17 protein-coding genes and 2 tRNA genes are annotated in these 22,631 nt (G+C 62.7%); 6 read left to right on the plus strand and 13 right to left on the minus strand.

What is annotated here, in order from left to right:
• The first annotated feature begins 106 nt into the window (after positions 1-106).
• On the plus strand, positions 107-826 hold the full coding sequence (locus tag ACZ5J0_RS11635; protein WP_014922101.1) for an IclR family transcriptional regulator: 720 nt from the start codon (positions 107-109) through the stop codon (positions 824-826).
• A gap of 2 nt (positions 827-828) precedes the next feature.
• Complete coding sequence (locus ACZ5J0_RS11640; protein WP_142938740.1) at positions 829-1,365, plus strand: DUF1697 domain-containing protein; 537 nt, start codon at positions 829-831, stop codon at positions 1,363-1,365.
• On the opposite strand, the gene ACZ5J0_RS11645 is transcribed toward ACZ5J0_RS11640, so the two are convergent.
• The 10 genes from ACZ5J0_RS11645 to ACZ5J0_RS11690 form a co-directional block, all read right to left on the minus strand.
• Positions 1,362-2,981, minus strand: coding sequence for a GTPase (locus tag ACZ5J0_RS11645; protein WP_464093174.1), 1,620 nt, complete (start codon positions 2,979-2,981; stop codon positions 1,362-1,364). The two genes, ACZ5J0_RS11640 and ACZ5J0_RS11645, sit on opposite strands and share 4 nt — an antisense overlap.
• Positions 2,978-4,759 (minus strand): dynamin family protein, encoded by a 1,782-nt coding sequence (locus tag ACZ5J0_RS11650; protein ID WP_464093175.1) that lies wholly within the window; start codon positions 4,757-4,759, stop codon positions 2,978-2,980. The genes ACZ5J0_RS11645 and ACZ5J0_RS11650 overlap by 4 nt, the downstream gene beginning before the upstream one ends.
• Positions 4,760-4,871: 112 nt before the next feature.
• Positions 4,872-4,944, minus strand: a tRNA-Glu gene (locus ACZ5J0_RS11655).
• A gap of 128 nt (positions 4,945-5,072) precedes the next feature.
• Positions 5,073-5,144, minus strand: a tRNA-Gln gene (locus tag ACZ5J0_RS11660).
• Positions 5,145-5,281: 137 nt separating this feature from the next.
• Positions 5,282-6,010 carry an HAD family hydrolase gene (locus tag ACZ5J0_RS11665; RefSeq protein WP_142938737.1) on the minus strand — a complete coding sequence of 243 codons (729 nt, stop codon included), beginning with the start codon at positions 6,008-6,010 and terminating at the stop codon, positions 5,282-5,284.
• A 14-nt stretch (positions 6,011-6,024) separates the two neighbouring features.
• Complete coding sequence (gene gltX / locus ACZ5J0_RS11670; protein ID WP_142938736.1) at positions 6,025-7,545, minus strand: glutamate--tRNA ligase; 1,521 nt, start codon at positions 7,543-7,545, stop codon at positions 6,025-6,027.
• A 123-nt stretch (positions 7,546-7,668) separates the two neighbouring features.
• Positions 7,669-8,445 carry a fumarylacetoacetate hydrolase family protein gene (locus ACZ5J0_RS11675; RefSeq protein ID WP_464093176.1) on the minus strand — a complete coding sequence of 259 codons (777 nt, stop codon included), beginning with the start codon at positions 8,443-8,445 and terminating at the stop codon, positions 7,669-7,671.
• Between the two features lie 23 nt (positions 8,446-8,468).
• Complete coding sequence (locus ACZ5J0_RS11680; protein ID WP_464094726.1) at positions 8,469-9,290, minus strand: MBL fold metallo-hydrolase; 822 nt, start codon at positions 9,288-9,290, stop codon at positions 8,469-8,471.
• 318 nt (positions 9,291-9,608) lie between these two features.
• Positions 9,609-10,721, minus strand: a complete 1,113-nt coding sequence (locus ACZ5J0_RS11685; RefSeq protein ID WP_142938735.1) for a branched-chain amino acid aminotransferase — start codon at positions 10,719-10,721, stop codon at positions 9,609-9,611.
• 119 nt (positions 10,722-10,840) lie between these two features.
• Positions 10,841-11,893: a 3-isopropylmalate dehydrogenase gene (locus tag ACZ5J0_RS11690; protein WP_464093177.1), complete on the minus strand. Its 1,053-nt coding sequence runs from the start codon at positions 11,891-11,893 to the stop codon at positions 10,841-10,843.
• Between the two features lie 136 nt (positions 11,894-12,029).
• Here ACZ5J0_RS11690 and ACZ5J0_RS11695 point away from each other — a divergent pair, with 136 nt between their 5' ends.
• The 4 genes from ACZ5J0_RS11695 (at position 12,030) to ACZ5J0_RS11710 (ending at position 17,304) form a co-directional block, all read left to right on the plus strand.
• The gene (locus ACZ5J0_RS11695) at positions 12,030-13,214 is read left to right on the plus strand and encodes a sensor histidine kinase (protein ID WP_464093178.1); all 1,185 of its coding nucleotides are present in this window, start codon (positions 12,030-12,032) and stop codon (positions 13,212-13,214) included.
• Positions 13,215-13,216: 2 nt separating this feature from the next.
• A complete protein-coding gene (locus ACZ5J0_RS11700; RefSeq protein WP_464093179.1) occupies positions 13,217-13,930 on the plus strand; it encodes a response regulator in 714 nt (237 codons plus the stop codon).
• A 110-nt stretch (positions 13,931-14,040) separates the two neighbouring features.
• On the plus strand, positions 14,041-14,835 hold the full coding sequence (locus tag ACZ5J0_RS11705; protein WP_464093180.1) for an ABC transporter ATP-binding protein: 795 nt from the start codon (positions 14,041-14,043) through the stop codon (positions 14,833-14,835).
• Between the two features lie 3 nt (positions 14,836-14,838).
• On the plus strand, positions 14,839-17,304 hold the full coding sequence (locus ACZ5J0_RS11710; protein ID WP_464093181.1) for an ABC transporter permease: 2,466 nt from the start codon (positions 14,839-14,841) through the stop codon (positions 17,302-17,304).
• 118 nt (positions 17,305-17,422) lie between these two features.
• Here the strand turns inward: ACZ5J0_RS11710 and metG are convergent, their stop codons facing one another.
• The 3 genes from metG to ACZ5J0_RS11725 are packed head-to-tail and all read right to left on the minus strand — an operon-like array spanning position 17,423 to position 22,579.
• Positions 17,423-18,982: a methionine--tRNA ligase gene (metG, locus tag ACZ5J0_RS11715; RefSeq protein ID WP_464093182.1), complete on the minus strand. Its 1,560-nt coding sequence runs from the start codon at positions 18,980-18,982 to the stop codon at positions 17,423-17,425.
• Between the two features lie 34 nt (positions 18,983-19,016).
• Entirely contained in the window at positions 19,017-19,772 is a 756-nt protein-coding gene (locus ACZ5J0_RS11720; protein WP_166840275.1) for an ABC transporter ATP-binding protein, read from the minus strand.
• Positions 19,769-22,579: an FtsX-like permease family protein gene (locus tag ACZ5J0_RS11725; RefSeq protein ID WP_142938728.1), complete on the minus strand. Its 2,811-nt coding sequence runs from the start codon at positions 22,577-22,579 to the stop codon at positions 19,769-19,771. Before ACZ5J0_RS11725 ends, ACZ5J0_RS11720 begins: the two co-directional genes overlap by 4 nt.
• Between the last annotated feature and the right edge of the window lie 52 nt (positions 22,580-22,631).

A 22,631-nucleotide genomic window follows, 5' to 3' on the forward strand; every position in this document is an offset into this window, starting at 1 on the left:
CTGCGATTGGCTTGTTGCATGTTCTTGTTCCACTGAAGCAGCCCGGCGTCAAAATAGGCCAGCGAAACAACTTGCATCTCAGATATTGAGACGGCAATATCATTACATGGACAATTCTAGTGGAGTCGGTGTCATTGATAAAGCGGCCCAAGTACTCGATGCCCTTGAGGCCGGGCCCACCACTCTCGCGCAGCTCGTGGCGGCCACAGGCCTTGCCCGGCCCACAGTTCACCGGCTCGCGCTGGCCCTGGTTCACCACCGCCTGGTAAGCCGCGACATTCAAGGGCGCTTCGTCCTGGGCAGCCGGCTGGTGGAACTCGCATCCGCTGCCGGTGAAGACCGGCTCATCGCCTCCGCCGGTCCCGTTCTCATTCAGCTCCGCGACGCCACGGGCGAAAGCGCGCAGATTTTCCGCCGCCAAGGCGACTGGCGTGTCTGCGTGGCGTCGGCGGAACGCCCTATCGGCCTTCGCGACACCATTCCCGTCGGCACCCAGCTGTCCATGAAGGCCGGCTCCGCCGCCCAAGTACTGCTGGCATGGGAAGACCATGACCGCCTCCTTGAGGGGCTGCAAAACGCCCGCTTTACGCCTACCGTCCTGGCAGGAGTACGACGCCGGGGCTGGGGTCAGAGCCTCGGCGAACGCGAACCTGGGGTCGCCTCGGTTTCGGCCCCCGTGCGCGGACCCTCCGGAAGGGTCATTGCCGCAGTATCGATTTCCGGTCCTATTGAGCGACTCACCCGCCAGCCGGGCAGGCTGCACGCCGAAGTGGTCTGTAACGCCGCCAGGGTACTGACCGAGGCCCTCAGGAAGAACAACGACTAGCCATGGAAAGCTACGCCGTCTTTCTGCGCGGCATCAACGTGGGCGGCATCAACATCAAGATGGCCGATCTCTCCGCAGCCCTGAAGGACTACCCGTTCACCAAGGTCAAAACGCTCCTGGCCAGCGGAAACGTGGTGCTTCAGAGTGACCTCAGCCCAAAGTTCGTCAAAGCGCAGTTCGAAAAGTGCTTGCGGGAAACCTTCGGATACGACGCCTGGGTGGTGGTCCTCACCGCCGCGCGGGTCAGCGAACTGGTGGACGCGTGCCCATACCCGGCCGACGACAAATCCACGCACAGTTACATCACCCTCGCCTCGGACACCGCAATGCTCGACGAACTCTTTGAAGCAGGCGAAAACCTGGGCGGCGTAGAACAAGTGCGCCTTGGCCCGGAGGCCTCCGCTTGGCTGGCACCGGCTGGCGGCACGCTGGACAGCCCTTTCAGCAAGCTCTCCGCCAAGGCACGCTACAAAGCCGGCACCACTACCCGGAACTTGAGAACACTCATCAAAGTCAGGGACGCAGCCGCGGCCCTCTAGCCGGAACGTGCGGCCTTGAGGGCTGCGTTGAACGCCTTCAAGCGGGTAATTTCCACCTCGACGGGCTCTACAATCCGCTTCTCGGCAACCGCCGCCACGGCAGCTTTCAACCGTTTCCCTGCCCTCGACGCCCTAACCCGAGCGGCCCATCCACCAAGAATCCTCCCGGTGATGGCAAGGGCAATTCCCAGCGACACTCCCCCGGCAACCATCAGGGTTGGCCACGGCCACCCTTCTGTTCGAGGCACCTCAGGCACCGGCATTTGGAAGTAGCCGAGCACGGCCAACACACCCAGCCAGCCCAGGCCCCCTGCTGCGAGCACAAGCGCGATCCATTGGAGGGTATTGAAAAGAAGCCACCACAGGGGACGTTTGCCCGCCAAGAGGTCAGTGCCTGCAATCGCTTGGTCCAAGGCGTCGGGCAGCTCCTCCCGCCCGTCCCTTGCCGCGCTGCGGATGGCTGCGCGCCAAGGACCCGGGGCACCCGTCGAGGCGTCGTCGGCAAAATCCCTGACGGCCGCATCCGTGCGTGCCCGCTCGGGTGCGCCTGCAGGTGGCAGCGATGTCCTGTTCAGCTCCGGCCTGGTGTCATCCCTGCCAAGGTTCAACCGCCGGAGCGGGTCGGGCCGGAAACGCAAGAGCCAGCGGGTGACGGGCCACCCCGTCCTCTTGGCGGACTCTCTTTGGAAAGATCGCTGAACGGCGTCCACCACCACCGGTACATTTGCCGCCGTCGACAATTCAGACGCCAGGCGGGCTTTCGTACCTACCTTGACGCCCCGGGCTTCGCCTTCGCCGGAGGCGCGGGCGAGTTCCCCGGCCGCCTTTGCAACGTCCGCCGCCAAGCGTTCTGTGGTTGCCTCCCGTTGGACCACCACCTTCCTGATGGCACTGCGGAGGGCTTGGACGCCGTCGCCAGTCAGTGCTGAGGCACTGAGGACCCGAACTTTCCCCAGTCCCTCCCGCGCCAGGATAGCTTCCAAAGACTCCATCACCGCAGAGGCGTCGGCAGCACTGAGTTTGTCCACCTGGTTCAGGACAACCAGCGTGACTGCACCGTGGGAGGCCATGGGGCGAAGAAAGTCATTATGCACTGCGGCGTCGGCGTACTTTTGTGGGTCCAAGACCCACACCAGGACGTCAACCATGCCCACCATCCGTTGGACGATCTCCCGGTTTTCCACCTTGGTGGAATCGAAGTCCGGTAGGTCCAGCAGCACCAGGCCGGTGTGTTCGTCCGCGAGACCTGGAACTGGCGGCAGCGTGTGCCGCTCTTTGACATCCAGCCAGTCGAGCAACGGCCCGCTGCCTTGCTCTCCCCAAATGCCCGCCAAAGGTGCTGACGTTGTGGGACGCCGCGCGGTGGCAGTTGCCAGCCGACTGTCCGAAACAGCATTGAACAGGGAGGATTTTCCGCTGCCTGTCGCTCCGAAGAATCCCACCACGGTGTGATCGGCCGAGAGTGACCGCCGCGAGGTGGCACGCTCCAGGACCTCGTAGACGGATTGCAACTCCGGATCCGGGAGGACGCCCTCGGCCAGCTCCCGTGCGGCATTGAGCGATTCAAGCCTGCGCTGCAACCGGGACGATTCGCGAACCTGGCTGTGCCGGCTCATGCGACCCCTGCCAAGCCGCGCAATGCTTGAGCATGCCGGGCGAGGTCAACTCCAGATCCAGGAAGTGCTGCCTCGAGGCGGCCAAGGAACCGCTCCCTCTCATCGTCAAGGAGCCGTTGGCACTGAGTATGCAGATCGTCCCTTGCCTGCTGGGCCAGTCGACGTACTGCGTCCTCACCGAACACCGCTTCGAGCAGCTTCTGGCCAACAACGGCCGTTCCGCCGGCAATGCCGATCTCCAAGCCGCTCAGACCGGCAGTCATGGAGAACACCACCACCATGAGCGCGGCGCCAAGCCCGTTGACGCCCAAGGATAGCCACCGTGCCTGGGTTCGCTTGCCCTGGCCCTGGGTACGGATCATCTCCATCAGCCCTTCCTGCCAGGATCGAATAGCCGCTGCGGCCTTCGCGTCAAACCCCTCGCTGGTTCCCGAAAGATCCTCAGTGCCAAGGAGTTCCCGACCAGCCATGTCCGAACGCCACCGCCTGTCCACGTTTTCGGCTGCGTTCGCGGCTTCGTCCAGGATCACCGCCTGCAAGCCGGTCTCAATGGCGGTCTCAACTTTCACAGCAGGAGCGGGTTCGCCACGGAAGAACGCTCCTACGCGGTCCCGCATCCTGCCGATATTCTGCTCGAGCGCACGGAAGAACTCTCCCGTACCTACGAAGTCCTGCCATCGCGCCAATACCTCGCCGCGGAGCAATGCTCCGTCTCTGGTGGCCTCAAGAATACGTTGGAGCGCCTGCTCGTACTCTGCAATGCAGGCTGCCCGGAGATTGTGCGCAGCGGTGTCCTGGACGGCAGCGGCCTCCGCGATTCCCTCCAAACGGACGCTGACTGCTTTGACGGCGCCATTAAGCGTGCGTCTGGCGACCTCTGCCCGGCCGGCTGCATTGGCTGCCAAAGCGCCCAGCCACTGACGCAGGGGAATCACGGATTCCTCCGGGAGCATCCCCAGCCCATTCAAGGCACTCTCCGGAACGACAAAAAGCTCCGCCTCACCCAAGCCTTGCCGATCCAGCATTGCCTGGAGGTCAGTCCTGACCTCTTCTTCCGCGGCGACGGGCACACGGTCCAGCACCACAGCAACGGTGATGTCCCTCGAAGCTGCGTCCAAGAGCAGCCGCCAGGGCACGGCGTCGGCGTAGCGGTTTGCTGTGGTGACAAACACCCAAAGGTCGGCGGCGGCAAGAAGCTGACCGGCGAGCCTGCGGTTGTCATCGGAGATGGAGTCGACGTCGGGCGCATCCAGGAGCGCGATTCCCTGCGGCACTGCCTCGTGTCCCACCAGTACCAATGACGTGATGGCCTGCGCGTCGGGAGCGGCACCTGCCTGATGGGCCGGCAGCGGGCTCGCTGACACGGTTCCGCGGATACGGTCCAGGCCCGGAAGGATCCGGTGGCCTTCAAACCACTCAGCGTCCAACGGATGATGCAGGAGGATGGGTTGGCGGGTGGTGGGCCTGATAGCGCCGGCACGCGTCACCGGATAGCCGATCAGCGCGTTAACCAGCGTTGACTTCCCCGCCCCCGTGGAACCGCCTACGACTGCCAGTAGCGGAGCGTCGAGGCTGCGGTAGCGGGGAATCACATAATCGTCGAGCTGGGCCAGGGACTCACGGATCCACTGACGGGCCTCCCGAACCTCCGGCACGGCGAGCGGAAGGGTTGTGGCCGCAAGTTCAGTGCGGGCAGCTACCAGGGTCTCGACGGCGGCTGCCGCGCCCGAGGCAGCTGGGGTAGCCCGGGGTCTTGCCTCATCATCATTTGCGGTCACAGCATCATCATGCCAGCCCAATCCCCGTCACAGGAGCGGCGCCGCAGGCACAGAGGATAAAACCAAGGAAAAAAGAAATCCCCCGGAACCGTGGTTCCGGGGGATTTGTCTGTGACCCCAGCGGGATTCGAACCCGCGTTACCGCCGTGAGAGGGCGGCGTACTAGGCCGCTATACGATGGGGCCTTGCACTTTTTTGTCACCGTTTCCGGCGATCAAGCTGAATGAGTATTTCATACTTTCAGCTTCTCTCCAAATCGCTTCAGCGACTTGGAGGTTCTGAATTTCCGGCGTATTCACGCGGATTTTCAGAGCTGGGATACCAGGACTCGAACCTAGAATGACGGTACCAGAAACCGTAGTGTTGCCAATTACACCATATCCCAAAGTGACTTTCGGACCGGAGTTCAGCGCTTTGGTTTCCCTCAGCTTTTCCCTCCGTGCCCCTCAGCACGAGTAATGACTCTACCGGAGTCTGGCCACCTGCACAAATCGGAAAGCCGTTACCTGCATCACACCATTCTCACGCCGCAGCAGGAGCTGTTACCAGCAGCCGGGACAGAGAGTCCACCTGGCGCCCGGTGAACTCTTCCACCACTTCTCCCGTCCTGTTGAGCCAAACGCCGATCAGGCCCGCCGCCGTTGCACCGTCGGCATCAAGCAACCTGTTGTCGCCCACATACAACGTCTCTCCCGGCACCGTGCCCAGCAGACGCACACCTTCGAGGTAGATCGCCGGATCCGGCTTTGGCACGCCCACCGTGTCCGTACCCACCAGGACCTTGATCCTTGACAGGTCTGCACCGTCCAGCTTGGCCCGCTGGTAATCATGCACGTTGTTGCTCACGGCGCCGTAGGGAATCCCTGCGGCATCGAGGGCGTCGAGTACGCCTTCAACGTCGTCAAAAGCCCGCACATACGCCGTCTGGCGTTGATGGTACTCGGCTACCCAGGCTTGGGATTCCTCGCCGTCCTGAAGCTCCACGCCAAAGTGTCCCAAAGCAGCCCTGCCCCGCAGGAGCCGCTGCTCATTGAAAGTCAGCTCCCCGGCCAGATAGCGGTCGTAAAAGTGCGTGGTCTCGTGCGTGAAGATACGTCCGAACTTCGCCCACCCGGCCTGATCCAGGCCGGGCAGGAGATGTTCGCTGACATCGCGCAGTGCCGTTGTCATGGCGTACTCAAGGTCCACCAGGGTGTCATCAATGTCGAAGAGGACGCCGCGGACAGTTCCGAACGAGCTGGAGATAGCCATGACTGCTTCTGCCTCTAGCCGCGGAAGGCGCGGACACGGGCGAGCGAGGAATCCTTGCCGAGGATCACCATCGACTCGAACAGCGGCGGAGAAATGCGGCGTCCGGAAATGGCCGTGCGCACGGGCCCGAATGCTGCCCGCGGCTTGATGCCAAGATCCTCAACCAGAGCCTGCTTGAGCGCGGTCTGAATGTTCTCCGCGGACCACTCCCCAATCGGTTCCAAGGCAGCCAAGGCCGCATCGAGTACTTCCTCCAGGTTCTCCGGAAGGCCCTTGCGGGCATCGTCGGCAACATCAACGGCGTCATCAGCCTTGAACAGGAAGGCCAGCATCTCGGGAGCTTCGCCCAGGAGGGTGATGCGTTCCTGGACCAGAGGCGCCGCCTCGGCGAGGATCTCCTCCTGACGCGGAGTGAGGATTTCCCCTACGAAACCTGCAGCACGGAGGTAGGGAACCAAGCGTTCCTTGAAGTCCTCCGGTGCGAGCATCCGCACGTGGGTTCCATTGATGGCCTCAGCCTTCTTGATATCGAAGCGCGCCGGGTTGCCCAGGACATCGTGGATGTCGAAGTTGGCTACGAGCTGCTCCACCGTGAAGATGTCCTCGTCAGCGCTGAGGGACCAGCCCAGCAGGGACAAGTAGTTGAGAAGGCCCTCAGGGATGAAGCCACGTTCACGGTGCAGGAACAGGCTGGACTCGGGGTCACGCTTGGAAAGCTTTTTGTTGCCCTGGCCCATGACGTAGGGCAGGTGCCCGAATTCCGGCATGTACTCGGCGACGCCAATTGCATAGAGGGCGCGATACAGCGCAATCTGACGTGGAGTGGAGCTCAGCAGGTCCTCGCCACGAAGGACGTGGGTGATTCCCATGAGGGCATCGTCCACCGGGTTCACCAGTGTGTAAAGCGGTGCACCGTTGGCGCGGACAACAGCAAAGTCCGGAACCGAACCCGCCTTGAACGTAATCTCACCGCGGACCAGGTCGTTGAAGGTCAGGTCCTCGTCCGGCATGCGGAGGCGGAGCACTGCTTCGCGGCCCTCGGCCTTGAACTGTGCCAGCTGCTCATCCGTCAGATGGCGGTCGAAGCCGTCATAACCCAACTTCGGGTCGCGACCGGCGGCCTTGTGGCGGGCCTCGATCTCATCCGGCGTGGAGTAGGACTCGTAAACGTGTCCCCCGGCTTTGAGCTTGGCGATGACGTCCTGGTAGATCTCGCCTCGCTGCGACTGCCGGTACGGCTCGTGCGGTCCGCCAACCTCAACGCCCTCATCCCAGTTGATGCCAAGCCATTTCAGGGCGTCCAGCAACTGGTGATAGCTCTCTTCACTGTCGCGGGCCGAATCTGTGTCCTCGATGCGGAAGATCAACTTGCCGCCGGTGTGGCGTGCATAGGCCCAGTTGAACAGGGCGGTGCGGATCAGGCCAACGTGCGGCGTACCCGTAGGCGACGGGCAAAAACGGACGCGGACCGGAGTCTCGGCGTTGACGGCAGGAATGGCGCTGGAGGCAGCGTTCGACGCAGAAGCAGTAGTCATAGTGGTTCCAACTTTACCGCTTGGCGCCGCTTCGGTTTCCCGGCCGGGAAAGCCCGACGGCGGTACGCGCCTTTCGAGCGAGAGGCGCGTACCGCCGTCGGGGTCTGGCGTTTTGCGTGATGCCTAGCGGCGGACCACCGGGTTGGAGAGCCGGCCGATGCCCTCGATCTCCACCTCGAACCGGTCGCCCTCACTGACCAGGCCTACGCCGGCGGGGGTGCCGGTCATGATGACGTCGCCCGGAAGGAGGGTGAATGCGTGCGAAACGATCGAGACAAGCTCGCGTACACCCCGGATCATCTGGTTGGTGCTGCCATCTTGGCGGAGTTCGCCGTTGAGGCGGCCCTGGATGGACAGGTCCTCGTGGTCCAGTTCGGTTTCGATCCACGGACCCAGCGGCGCGGAGGTATCGAATCCCTTGGCACGCGCCCATTGAAGGTCTGTCTTCTGGACATCGCGGGCAGTGAGGTCGTTGCCGCAGGTGTAGCCGAAGATGACGTCGTCCGCACGGTCCTCGGGAACGTCCTTGCAGATCCGGCCGATCACCACGCACAGCTCAGCTTCGAAGGAAACTTCCTCCGAGAACTCAGGGAGGATGATGGGATCGTTGGGGCCGATCACCGAGGTGTTGGGCTTCAGGAAAAGCAAGGGTTGCTGGGGAACCTCGTTGCCGAGCTCAGCAGCGTGCGCTGCGAAATTCCGGCCTACACCGATGACCTTGCTTCGGGGAATGATCGGAGCGAGGAGCCTCACGTCCTCGAGCTTGTGCTTCACGTGGGTACGCTCAACACCATTAAAGAAGGGGTCGCCGTTGATGACAGTGATTTCCTCACTGCCGGGCTCGCCTTCAACAACGCCATAAAGGGGATCAGAATCAACTACAAACCGGGCGATACGCATGGGCTCAAGCCTACAGTCCGCCTCTAGCTTCGGAGGTAATCCAACTGTGCTGCCACGGAAGTCTCCGCCGCCCACCTGACGGATGGGTCGACGTCGGGATAAACGGCATCGGTGACCTCTGGAATCGAGGCGTCCTGCCCCAGGTGGTCCAGCGCGGCCCTGATGTGATCGAGCCGCTGCTCACGGTGATCACGATACGCGCGGCACTTCTCGTCCAAAGCCGGGAGCACAGGCCCATGGGCGGGCAGCAGAGTTGCGGGCCCCATCGCTTCCAGCTTGTCCAAGCTTGAAAGGTAGTCGCCTAATCGGCCATCAGGGTAATCCAGCACGGTGGTTCCCCTGCCCAGAATGGTGTCCCCGGTGAGAACGGAACCGGCGGGGCCGTCATCCGGAAGATGGAAACAGAGGGAGTCGGACGTATGGCCAGGGGTTGCCACCACGCGGATTTCCACGCCACCCGCCATCAGGACCTCGCCGTCCATCAGCGGCTCGCCGCCATGGCAATGTTCCGGCAACGCAGCACGCACCGGCGCCCCGGTGATCTGATGGAACCGCGCTGATGCCTCAGTGTGGTCAGCATGCCGATGCGTAATGAGGACCACCTCCACAACGCCCGCCGATGCCAGCACGGCCAAGTGGTGTTCGTCTTCAGGGCCCGGGTCCACCACCGCGATGTTGGGAGAATCCGGGGCGCCAATGACATAGGAGTTGGTGCCGTCCAGGCTCATCGGTCCCGGGTTTGGAGCCAATCGGTAGCGGGTGAGCTCGCTGCTGCGCTGCAAAGACTCCGCGCTGGGCGTCAGAGAGGAGCCATCGCCGGAGGGTGTGGTGCCGGAAGTCGCCATTGATTCAGAAGTCACTGTCCCATCTTGGCACTGAACCCACGCTCTCTCACATCCGGCGCCCTTCCCACCAACCCGCACTCACATCCGGCGCCCAAACCACCAACCCTCACTCACATCCCACGCCCTTCCCGGGCTAGACGCCTTGAAGTGCCAGAATTAACAGCGTTAGAACGCCCCCAGTGAACTGCAAGAGGGCCCGCCCCAAACCCGAGGGATCTGCGAGAGCGTCCGGGGAAGCAGAACGGCGGCCCGTCCGCTTGTCTGCCAAGGGGACGGGCCGCCGTCGTGCGTCTTTAGTTTGTGCAGGGCACCCGGGTACTAGACCAGGCGGGTCAGCCAGCCGTGGGTGTCCTCAACGGTTCCGGTTTGGATGCCAAGGAGCTGCTGGCGGATGGCCATGGTGGTCTCCCCGGCCTTCGCGTCCTCGGAACCAATGAATTCCGTGGCGTCCTTGAGCACACCGATCGGCGTGATCACTGCTGCAGTGCCGCAAGCGAAAACTTCGGTGATCTCGCCGGAAGCGACGCCTTCGCGCCACTCGTCCAGGGTGATCTTCCGCTCGGTGACCTCACGGCCCATGTCCTTGGCCACCTGGATGACGGACATACGCGTCACGCCTTCCAGGATGGTGCCGCTGAGTGCGGGAGTAACCAAGGAACCGTCCTTCATGACGAAGAAGACGTTCATTCCGCCGAGTTCTTCCACGGCGTCGTCGTTGAAGTGGTCCAGGAAAAGTACCTGCTTGCAACCGTTCGCTTCGGCTTCCTGCTGTGCGATCAGGGACGCTGCATAGTTTCCGCCGCACTTGGCCGCACCTGTTCCACCGCGGCCCGCACGGGCGTATTCGCGGGAGATCCAGATGGAAACAGGCTTGAGCTCGCCACCGAAGTAGTTGCCGGCAGGGGAAGCGATGACTCGGAAAGACACTTCGCGGGCAGCACGGACACCAAGGAACGCTTCTGTGGCGATCATGAACGGGCGCAGGTACAGGGCTTCACCGTCGCCGGACGGCACCCATTCCTGGTCCGCCTGTACGAGTTCGCGGATGGCACCGAGGAAGTACTCCTCGGGCAGCTCCGGAAGGGCAAGGCGGCGTGCCGACTTGTTCAAGCGCGCGGCGTTGGCCTCAGGCCGGAAGGTCCACACGGATCCGTCGGCGTGACGGTAGGCCTTCAGACCCTCAAAGATTTCCTGGCCGTAATGCAGCACGGCAGCGGACGGGTCCAGGGAGATGGGTCCGTAGGGCTCGATCCGGGCGTTCTGCCAACCGCCATTGCCATCGGCGTCAACTTTGTAGTCGACGACGGCGGTGTGGTCGGTGAAGTAGTCGCCAAATCCCGGGTTCGCCAGGACGGCTGCACGCTCCTCAGCAGACTTCGGGGTTTCCGAAAGCTGCTGGCTGAATTCGACGCCATGGGCAGTCTGAGTCATGTTTCCTCCACAGTCAGCTACCTGGCAGGGCGAACCGGGTCCCCAAAAGGGTGTGGTTCAGCGATGGACCAGGGAAGCAGGTAAATAATTCAAGACAAGCTTACGCCTGAGTATTGGGCCTAAAGTGCGGCCGCAATGGCGTCGCCAATGGCAGCTGTGCTGCGTGGCTCGCCGGTGCGGCTTTCGACGTCGGCGACTACTGCCGCTTCGATCTTTCGGGCCGCCGTGGTGTAGCCAAGGTGGTCCAGGAGCAGCACTGCGGAGAGGATGGCCGCGGTGGGATCGGCTTTCTGCTGTCCGGCGATGTCCGGAGCGGAGCCGTGGACGGGCTCAAACATGGACGGTGCTGTGCGGTCCATGTTGATGTTGCCCGATGCCGCCAGGCCGATGCCACCGGTAATGGCTGCGGCGAGGTCGGTGAGGATGTCGCCGAACAGGTTGTCGGTGACGATGACATCAAAGCGGGAGGGGTCGGTCACCATGAAGATGGTGGCTGCGTCAATGTGCAGGTAGTCGTGGGTGACCTCGGGGAATTCCTTGGCCACGGCCTCGACGGTCCGCTTCCACAGGTGCCCGGCAAACACGAGCACATTGTGCTTGTGGACAAGGGTGACGTGCTTGCGCGGACGCTCGCTGGCGCGGCGGAAGGCATCGCGAACCACGCGCTCCACGCCGTGGGCGGTATTGAGGGAAACTTCCGTGGCCACCTCATGGGGTGTCCCGCCTCTCAATGTGCCGCCGTTGCCCACATAGGGACCTTCAGTGCCTTCGCGGACCACGATGAAATCGATGGCGCCGGGGTTGGCCAACGGGCTGCCGACCGTACCGTAGAGGCGGGACGGGCGCAGGTTTACATAGTGGTCCAGGCTGAAGCGGAGCTTGAGCAGCATCTCGCGTTCAATGATGCCGGACGGGATGCGGGTATCGCCCGGAGCTGCGCCTACTGCACCAAAGAGGATTGCATCGCGGGTGCGCAGATCCGCCAGGACCTCGTCCGGGAGGGTCTCGCCGGTCTCAAGCCAGTGCTGGGCACCGAGCTTATAGTTGGTCAGTTCGAGGGCGACGCCTTCGGCGGCGACAGCCTTTTCGAGGACCTTGACGGCTTCGGCGATGACCTCTGGGCCAATGCCGTCGCCAGGGATGACAGCGAGATTGATGGACGTTGCACTCATGGTTCTATCTAGCCAAGCAATCCACATGCTGGTCAAAATCGTCTCACTCCTTGAACAGCGGCATCTGGTTGCAGCAACGGAAGGCTCAGACCACGGCATGATGCCCATGCCGGGACCCAGCGCATAGAGTCACAGCGTGGATAGAAGGCACGCAGCTTACGAATGGTTCCGGATCAACCGCTTCAAAGTGGACATGACGGCCACCTGCCTGCTGATTCTCCTCTTCGGTCCCGTATATCTGGTCGCCGACAGGCCTGGGCTGTTCCTTCTGTCCTGCAGCCTCCTGTTCCCCCTCGCCTGGCGACGTACGCGCCCGGCTGTGGCGGCCGGCGTCGTGATCCTTGTGTGCCTCATCCAGTGGGCCGTGGGTGCGGAACCGGTAGCGGGCCAAATCGCGGTCCCGCTGGTCATCTACGCAACGGCTGCCTACGGACCTGCGTGGGCGAGCCGGACGGTTCTGCTGGCCGGGCTCGTCGGTGGGGTCATGCTCACCACACGGCTCTTTTCCACTACCGCCGAATCCGGAATTCTGGGCCTGACCATAGGCGCGCTCTATACCGTGCTGATATGGATGCTTGTCTTGGTGAGTTGGACACTTGGTGACCTGACGCGCGTCCGCCGCCTCCAGCTTCAGGCACTGGAGGACCGAACACGGCGACTCGAAGTGGAGCAGATGCAGGAACGGAAACTGGCCGCTGCCGACGAACGCTCCCACATCGCCCGCGAGATGCACGACATCGTGGCGCATTCGCTGTCCGTCATCATTACCCAAGCGGACGGCGCACGATACGCGGCTGCGGCACAACCCGAGCTCGCCACCGAAGCATTGGCCACCATCGCAGCTACAGGCCGGGATTCCTTGGGCGAAATGAGAAGGCTGCTGGGGGTCCTCCGCTCGGACGAGGACTCCCCTACCCGCCCACAACCCCGGCTTTCGGATCTCGATGAACTCCTCCTCGGCTTCCGCGCTGCGACACTTCAGGTGGCCTTCGAACAGACCGGTGTGCCCCGCAGGGCCCTTCCTGCCGGCGCCGAACTCACTGCCTATCGAATCATTCAGGAAGCACTCACCAATGTGATGAAACACGCCGGCCCCAAGGCGACGGCGGCGGTAACGCTCACATGGCAGGCCCGAGGCCTGCAAGTGGACATCATCGACGACGGCCGGGGTGCCGCTGCTGATCCGCCAACGGCAGGCGGCGGTAACGGGCTTCCGGGAATGGGCGAGCGAGTCTCCCTCTACGATGGTTCCTTGACCGCAGGCCCGGTACAGGGCGGCGGTTTCCGTGTGTCCGCATTCATCCCCTATTCGGAGGCCTAGCCATGCCTGAAGTTCCTGCGCCCATTCGTGTGGCACTCGTTGATGACCAGCAATTGGTGAGGTCCGGTTTTGGCATGTTGATCAATTCCCAGCCGGACCTGGAGGTGGTGGCTGAGGCAGGAAACGGGATGGAGGCGGTACAGGCCCTGAGCGCCACTGCCGCCGACGTGGTCCTGATGGATGTCCGCATGCCCGGGATGGACGGCATTGAAGCAACCCGTCGACTTTTGGAACAAGCTGCGGCACAGCCCTCCGGCTCCCAACGGGCCGAAATCAAAATCGTGGTCCTGACCACGTTCGATCTGGACGAGTACGCCCTTGCCGCGATTCAGGCCGGTGCCAGCGGGTTCCTCCTCAAAGATGCACCGCCAGAGGAACTACTCGAGGCCATCCGCACCGTCTACCGCGGTGACGCCGTGATCGCTCCTTCCACCACCCGGCGCCTGCTTGACCACGTGGCACCGCTCCTGAGGACTCAATCGCCGGAGCAAACTGAACATGCAGCCGCAGTCGAGCGCCTGACCACCCGCGAGCGCGAGGTATTCCAGCTGATCGCACAGGGACAGTCCAATCCGGAGATAGCAGCGGGTCTGTTCCTTTCCGAGGCAACGGTAAAGACCCATGTGGGCCATATTCTGGCCAAGCTTGGTGCACGGGACCGCGTCCAGATTGTAGTCATTGCCTATGAGACCGGCGTGGTGGCGCCGGGTACTTAGGCAGCCCTGCACTGCGGCGGCCTGTCTCAGACCACGGTATGAGCGGGCCCCCGGAATAATGGGCCCGCAGCCCGATCCTCCAGCGCAGGGCTGAAACATAGCGTGGAACCATGACAACATTCACGTCTCTCCCCCACCCGTCAGGAACCGATCGTCCGGCAGGCTCGTCAGGCGCTCAGGCCCGTCCCGCTGTGGAGGCTCATGAGCTGACCAAGAGCTACGGCCGCGCCGATACCACCGTGACTGCCCTGAACAGGGTGTCCGTGAGCTTCGACGCCGGAAAGTTCACTGCCATCATGGGGCCGTCCGGCTCCGGCAAATCCACTTTGATGCACTGTCTCGCCGGCTTGGATACGGCTGATTCCGGACGGATTGTGCTGGGCGGCACGGAACTGACAGGGCTCAACGACCGCCAGCTCACGGCGCTCCGCCGTGAGAGGATCGGCTTCGTTTTCCAGGCATTCAACCTGGTGCCCACCTTGACTGCCGAACAGAACATCACGCTCCCCCTCGCCTTGGCAGGAACCACTGCCGACGCCGGATGGCTGGATACCGTTGTCACAACCCTTGGGCTCAAGGACCGTATGAAGCATCGGCCACATGAGCTCTCCGGTGGCCAACAGCAGCGCGTGGCTGTTGCCCGGGCGCTGCTGACTCGTCCCGACGTCGTGTTTGGTGACGAACCAACCGGCAACCTCGACTCAAAGGCCGGCGGGGAAGTATTGGCACTGCTGCGCCGGAGCAGCCAGGAGATGGGGCAGACCATCATCATGGTCACCCACGATCCCGTGGCCGCCAGCTACGCGGACCGCGTAGTACTGATGAGCGACGGAGGCCTGGTGGGCGAGATTCACCATCCAACGGCAGACTCTGTGCTGACCGCCCTCGGCAAGCTGGGGGCCTGAGGCATGTTGCGTGTTGCCGTCTCCCAATTGACGACGCATTTCCGACGATTCGTCGCTATCGGGCTTGCAGTCATGTTGTCCGTCATGTTTCTCTCGGCCACCCTTATGGTGGGCGCCAGCACCAATGCCTCACTGGGCGCGAGTATCGGCGAGGCGTACCGCAACGCCGATGTTGTGGCTACGTCCAAGAACGGGGAGCCGTTCACCCAGGCTGCGGTGGATGCAGCCGTTTCATCCCCTGCAGTCCAGGACAGCTACGCCGAGCGTTCCACGTATGTGACGTTCGTGGCCGGTGGCGGTGAGCAGTACGGGCGCCTGCGCAATGCGGCGCCGGTTTCCCTGGAGAGTGGCATGCTGTCCTCAGGGTCCATGCCATCGAGCGGCTTGGAAGCCGCAATTGACGTCAAGACTGCCGAGCATTTGGGCCTCACAGTCGGCAGTACCGTGGAGTTGCGCGGCGCGGGACCGGTCAAGACAGCGAAGGTCACCGTATCGGGCCTCATGAAAGCCACTAACGATCCTTTCTCGTCATCGGCTGCCCAGTTGGTGGGTTCGGAATCGGTTCTGAACGCCGTGCAGGACGCGGGCGCCGGGTATTCGGGGCTGCAGTTCGCGCTCAAGCCCGGGGAAGACGTCACCGCAGCCAAGGACTTCATCGCACACCGTATGGAAGCGGCCGGCACCGTTGGACCCGTGCTGGAAACGGCGCAGGAGAAGGTCACCTCCACAGTGGCCATGCTCAGTGCCGGCCAGGATCAGTTGACCGTTGTGTTGCTCGCTTTCGCTGGAGTGGCCATCCTTGTTTCCACTTTGGTGGTAGCCAATACGTTCTCAGTCCTGGTTGCCCAGCGGACCAGGGAGTTGGCTTTGCTTCGGTGCCTTGGTGCCGGCCGGTCACAGATCCGCGGATCCGTCATGCTGGAGGCGCTGGTGGTCGGTTTCATTTCCTCGGTTGTGGGCGTCCTCGCTGCCACCGGCCTGATGACCGGCTTGATTGCCTGGGCCAAGTCCCAACCTGAGCAAGCCTTCGCCACACTGGCGGTACCGCCGTCGGCCATCATTGCCGGCCTGGTAGCCGGCACGCTCCTGACGGTGGTGGCTGCCCTGGTACCCGCGAAAGCGGCAACAGCCGTGGCACCACTGGCGGCCCTCCGACCGGCCGACGACGCCACCGTGGGCAACCGGCGAGGCAAGATCCGCCTTATCCTGGGCCTCGTGGCCGTGCTGGGCGGAGCCGTCGTGCTGGTGTACGGCAGCCTGACGGTCTCCTTGCTGGTGGCGTTGCTCGGGGGTGCTGCCTCGTTTGTGGGCATCCTGCTGTGCTCCACCCTGTTCATCCCATCCGTGGTAGCCATGGCAGGCCGATTGGCAGCACCGGCCGGTGTGCCCGGCAAGCTCGCAGCAGTTAACGCGACGCGAAACCCTGCCCGCACTTCCGCTACGGCCGCTGCACTGCTGATCGGGGTCACGCTGGTCTCCCTCATGATGACGGGGGCGGCGACGTCCAGGCAGGCATTCAACGACACCTTGGCGGAAAACTATCCGGTGGACCTGTCCGCTCAGACAGTAGTGGACGGCACCGACCCCACGCAGGCCCTGTCTCGAATCAAAGCCCTCGACGGCGTCAGCGCTGCGGTGCTGCTCCAACCGTTGGGAACGCTGCAGGACGGAGCGACGCCTGACGCCGCCACCACCGTCTACGGGCTCTCCGCCGTTGATGCCGCATCCGTACTGCGCGACAACAAACTCAAGCCGGCGCCAGGCACCGTGTACCTGCCTGAAGACTCCGGGCAGGGACCAGCAGACATCTCGACGGCGGCAGGCAGCGTTACGCTCGATGCCAAGGTTCTGCGAACCCGCCACGTACCCGCCTTTGTGGAGAGTTCCAGCATCTCCTCAGCTGCGCTCCCGGAAACGCCGGGCATGGTGTGGGTGAAACTGGACGATTCGGTATCCGGGGACCGGGTTCAGGCCATCCAGAAGGACATCGCGTCCGCTCTGGGTGTTCATGAGCGCACTGTCAGCGGTGCAGCAATTGAGCGAGTGACCTTCAACAGCATCATCGATGTCCTGTTGCTGGTGGTCACTGGGCTCCTTGGTGTCGCAGTGGTGATCGCGTTGATTGGCGTGGCCAACACCTTGTCGCTGTCGGTCCTGGAGCGGACGCGCGAGAACTCGTTGCTCCGCGCCCTTGGCCTGACCAAGGGGCAGCTTCGCGGGATGTTGGCTATTGAAGCCGTGCTCGTCGCAGGCGTGGCAGCGATCATGGGAGCCGGCATGGGCGTCGTTTACGGATGGCTTGGAGCGCAGGCAACCCTGGGCGGCGTGGCCAGTGTTGTTCCGGCGGTGCCGTGGCTGCAGTTGGCAGCTGTCTTTGGCGTAGCCGTAGTCGCCGGACTTCTGGCATCGGTGGTGCCTGCCCGGCGGGCGGCACGGTTGTCACCGGTTGAGGGGCTAGCTACCGCCTAAGCCCCCGACGCTCTATCAGCTAATCACCCTTAAACAGAAACGCTCTCTCACTTCCCTGGATAGACCGGCAGGAAGTGAGAGAGCGTTTCTTGTTTACGGCTGTGATGTGAGAGAAGGTTTATGCCTCGGCGGGTTCTTCGTACCGCGGGAAGACAGGTGCAGGTGCCGGCAGCGCTGTCCCTGCCACCAAAGGCGTCGCGATTGCGGCGAACTGGCGGGCCTCACCCTCCGGCTGGCCGAGAACCTCAAGGAACTTGGCCGACGACGACGGCATAACCGGCTGTGCGAGGATCGCCACGATCCGCACAACCTCCAGGGTGACGTAAAGGACCGTGTTCATGCGGTCGATGTCCGTCTTGCGCAGTACCCACGGAGCTTGTTCGGCGAAATACGCGTTGGTGTCGCCGAGGACAGTCCAGATGGCTTCCAAGGCCCGGCTGAATTCCTGCTTGTCGAACGCTGCGCGGGCAGTTTCCAGCAGCGCACCAGCCTGTGCCAGCAAAGCATCATCCTCTGCCGTGAATGCGCCGGGTACGGGAACCTTGCCGTCACAGTTCTTCGCCACCATGGACAGCGAACGCTGAGCAAGGTTGCCGAAGTTGTTGGCAAGATCCGAGTTCATGCGGCCCACAATGGCTTCGTGGTTGTAGTTGCCGTCCGCACCGAACGGAACTTCGCGGAGGAAGAAGTAGCGGCACTGGTCCAGGCCGTACTGTGCCACGAAGTCCTGCGGTGCCACCACGTTGCCCAAAGACTTGGACATCTTCACACCATTGTTGGTGAGGAAGCCGTGGATCATGACGCGCTTGGGCAACTCCAGGCCTGCACTCATGAGGAAAGCGGGCCAGTAAATAGCGTGGAAGCGTGAGATGTCCTTGCCGATCACGTGGACGTCGGCAGGCCAGAACTTCTTGAATGATTCCGACTCGATGTCCGGGTAGCCCACGCCGGTCAGGTAATTGGTCAGGGCGTCGACCCAGACGTACATGACGTGCTTTTCATCGCCGGGGACGGGAACGCCCCAGTCGAAGGTGGTGCGGCTGATGGACAGGTCTTCCAGGCCGCGCCGGACAAAACTGATGACCTCATTAAAGCGCGACTGCGGCGCACCAAACTCCGGTTGTTCCTCGTACAGGGCAAGGAGTTTCTCCTGGTAATTGGAGAGCCGGAAAAAGTAGCTTTCCTCGGCGGTCCACGTCACCAGAGTGTCCGTTTCCTTGGAGTAGCGAAGCCCGTCCTCCTTCACCACGGTGTCGTCCTCGACGTAATATGCCTCGTCACGGACGGAGTACCAGCCCTCGTACTTGGACAGGTAGATATCGCCGTTGGCTTCCATCTTCTTCCAGATGGCTTGGGAGGCGGCGTAGTGGTCCTGGTCCGTGGTGCGGATGAAGCGGTCATGGGAGATGCCCAAGTCCTGGCTCATCTGCTTGAAGGCTGCCGAGTTGCGGTCAGCGAGCTGTTTGGCAGAGATGCCTTCCTTCTCGGCTGACTGCTGCATCTTGAGTCCGTGCTCGTCCGTTCCGGTCATGAAGAACACTTCATGGCCGTCAAGGCGCTTGAAGCGTGCCATGGCATCAGTCGCAATGACCTCGTAAGCGTGGCCGATGTGCGGCACGCCGTTGGGGTAGCTGATTGCGGTGGTGATGTAGAACGGGGATTTCTCTGGAGACGTCACTCTAAGAAGTTACCTTTTTTTGGGATGAAATAGCTTAGTTAAGTTCGGTCAGCGTATCGCTGAGCCGCACGAGCTCGTGGTCGTGGGAGGCAACCAGGACGGCAATGCCATCGCTGGTGGTGTCCTTCAGAATGCCGATGATGCGGTTGGCCGCCGCACGGTCAAGGCTGGCCGTGGGCTCGTCCACCACCAATACGCGGGTTCCCAGGATCAGGGCGCGGGCAATAGCCACGCGCTGACGTTCACCACCGGAAAGCTGCGCAGGACGGTGGCGCATGCGGCGTCCCAGGCCCACGAGGTCCAGGAGGTCCTTGGCCATCTCGGTACGCTGTTCCACTTCGCCATCGGGCACGGCGGGGAGCAGGACGTTTTCCAACGCGCTCATGCCGTCAATCAAGGCACCGCCCTGATCCACGTAGCCGATCAGCGCCCGGCGGCGGTCCGCGATCTCGTCGTCGCCCATGCTGTCCAGGGGCTGGCCCTCCCAGAAGACTTTGCCCGACGTCGGGAGCGTCAGTCCTGCGCTGACGGTCAGGATGCTGGTCTTACCGGAGCCGCTTCGACCGGCAACACAGTGCATTTCGCCGGAATGAAGGGTGAGGTTGAAGTCGTCCACCACGTCAACTTCCTCGGCTCCGCCTTTGTCGCCACCGTAGTGGATGGTGACCCGGCTCAGTTCCAGGGGTGTTGCGTGATCCGTGGCCCTCACGATGGTGTTGGCACGGGTCTGCAATGACTCTTCCGCCGATTCCGGGGTGGCCGTCAGCTCGGGGTTGGGATTGTCAGTCATTTGACTACTTTCGTTGCAATCGGAATCCAGCAAATTACGGCCAGCAGACCGGCCAGCCCGGCCCAAAGAGCCGCGTAGGGAGCCAGGAGCAGCCCCAGCCCCAAGGCACCGAGGACACCCAGCGGAAGTGCCACCGTGCCCACAAGCGCGTTTTCAAAGAAGCGGACCTGGCCCAGCATGTCCGGGTTCCAGCCCATGGCACGCAAGGTACCGAGGTACTCCCGTTTGGCATGGAGTTCGAAGCGGCCGGTGACCAAGGTCAACAGGAGCCCGACAACCACACCGAAAACAGCGAGGATGACGCTCGGCAGGGCGATGCTTGCTGCGGCAAGACCACTCAGTGCGCTGGCGCCGGCAGCCCGGGGAATGTCGATCAGGAGCGCGATGAGGGCACCCACTGCGGCACCAAACACACCCACTGCCACGGCCAGAGAGATCGAGTTGAACCGGTTGGTTGTCAGCTGCCTGTTCGCAAATGTCAGCGGCGAGTCCACGGTGACCAGCCGGTCGTCGTGCTGCGGCTCCTGATCAATCACCACGCGGTGGCGCAACTGCTGGGCGGCCAGCAATGCAGCACCACAGTAAATGACAAGCATGGTCACCGAGACGATCACGGTGGCGATATTCCAGCTCAGCAGGCTCAGGACAATGCCGGCGGCAGCGAGAGCAGCGGCACCTACGCCGAACTCTTCCAGGACCCAGGATCGTATGCGTTTTTGCGTCCACCCCATGGCGCGAAGAATTCCGGCTTCGCTCCTGCGCTGGCGGATGTAGCTCACGGTGGAGGCACCCGTCAGGAGTGTGGCGCCAAGAAGGGTCAGGAACAGCAGGGTGATATTGGTTCCGGTGAGGGAGCCGGAGACGGCATCGGCCGCGTCCTGCCGTACCCACGACTGCTGGACGGTGCCCAGCGGTGATTCCTTACCGGCGTCGTCTTTGCTATAGCCGGGGACAAAAATGTTGGCGTCCTCGCGGGCGGATCCAGCCACCACAGTGGCCTCAAGGCCCAGCTCGCGGATCTGGGTGGCAAGTTTCTCCACCTCGGGCTGTGCCGTCTTCCAGTTGCCGCTTGCTGATGCTTTGACCCGGATGGCGTCAATGACATCTGCGTTGCTGTCGTAGCCACGAGCTGCTGCCAGACCGTAGTAGTCGGTGATGGCTCCGGCGGACTGGCTGACCAGGCCCGTAGCGCTCAGGGACGGCTTCAGTTCCGTGCCCTCCACCTCTTTGCCCTCAGCGTCCTTGCTCAGCGTCATGGGAGTGGGGTCATAGCCGCCCAAGGGAAGCTTGTTGACGTCCCCGGCCGCAGACTTTACGGCGGCAGGGTCGAAGGTTCCGTACACCATGGGCAATGGTGTAGCCGGCTTCTTGCCCGTCTCCAGGTCCTCCCGGTAGGAACGTTCGTCCACCGGCTTGCGTTGCGTCTGGTCCACCGCTGCCCCAAAGGAGGACTTCTCGGGCAAACGGTTGACCGTCACCCAGTCTCCCGGGATGGCGCTCTTGTCTGTTGCACCGTTGGCGGCTTCATCGCCGTCCTTGTACTGCGGAGCGGCGGCAAAAGCGGTGCTCCAAGCGGCCGGGTTGTACAGGCCCTGGCTGAAGGAAGCCGTGCTGCCCAGCAATTGGCTGTGGTCAGTGGATCCCGGCCATTCGAGGGCGAACGGGGACTTGGATACGAACGGGAGGTAGTCCTTGTCCAAGGACCGCGTTACGGTGCCAACATCCTTGACCACCTTGCCACTTGCATCAAGTTCCTCGATCTTTACCGAGTACTGGAGGTCAAGGGAGGTGCCGGAACGGACAATCAGCGGGATGGCCTTGGAATCATTGGTCAGTAGGCCGTCGCGCTTGGCTTGCTGGTACTGCGTCATCAGCGGCGCCCAGTATTTGAGCTTTACACCCAGGAAATCCGGTCCTTCTTCCAGCTGGTCCATGCTGAGGCCGGTGGTGAAAAGACTTTCGAAGTGGCGTCCGATTGCACCGGCGTCACGGGCGTCTGCCGGAGGAGCTTTCTCCAGTGGTGCCAGGAAGTCTCCTGCGGAGCCCAGCAGCGCGCGCTCAGCGGCGGGGTCGACGGCGACGACGGACTCTGTCACCTCGGGCGCCAAGGGAAGCGCTACGGAGAGATTGAAGAGGTTATGCTCGGAGCCCAAGGCGGGGGCCGGGAACTTGACGCCGGTCTCGCCCTCGGGGCCCGCGATCCGGACGTTGGTGCCGCCCGCAGTCTGTTCCTGGATCAGCCGGCCCTTGCCCAAAGTACCTTCAGCGCTGGTCTTGAAGAGAGTCTGCTGGTTAACGCCGTCAGAGCTGGTGGCAGAGGCGGTCAGACGATACTTCTTGGGGGAATCAGAGAGCACGGATTCCGCTGCAGGCCATTTGCTGGAGTCCATGGCGGAGGGGTCCCCCGCCGTTACTGCCCCGGCAAGTCCCGCGTTGTACCCCAGGTAGTCCATGGCGTTAAGGCGAGGGGCCTCAAGGTTTTGCGATACGCGCGAGACCAGGCTGATGGGCGCGGCCACGGCCGTTTGGCCCATGGTCCGAATCTTCTCCAACTGTTCAAAGCTGATGCCGCCCTGGCCGTTGGCGATTTCCGGCTGGATCAATGCACCGCCGTCGCCATCTTGTGACTGGTCAGGCTTTGCCTGGACCAGGATGTCGTAGAGTCCCCGCGAGTTCTCGTCCACTGTCCTGTTCAGAGCCGCCTGCGACTGGCTCTGGACGAGGACGGACAAGCACATGGCGACGATCAAAATGGCCGCGGTCAGCAGCAGCACACGGCTTCTGATGAACCTTTGGACGGCGTTCATTGGGCTCCCTGAGACCTTGATTACGGGCGCGCACACATGCTCCGTTATTCCT

The organism is Arthrobacter sp. DualSoilB13 (genome assembly GCF_055389195.1).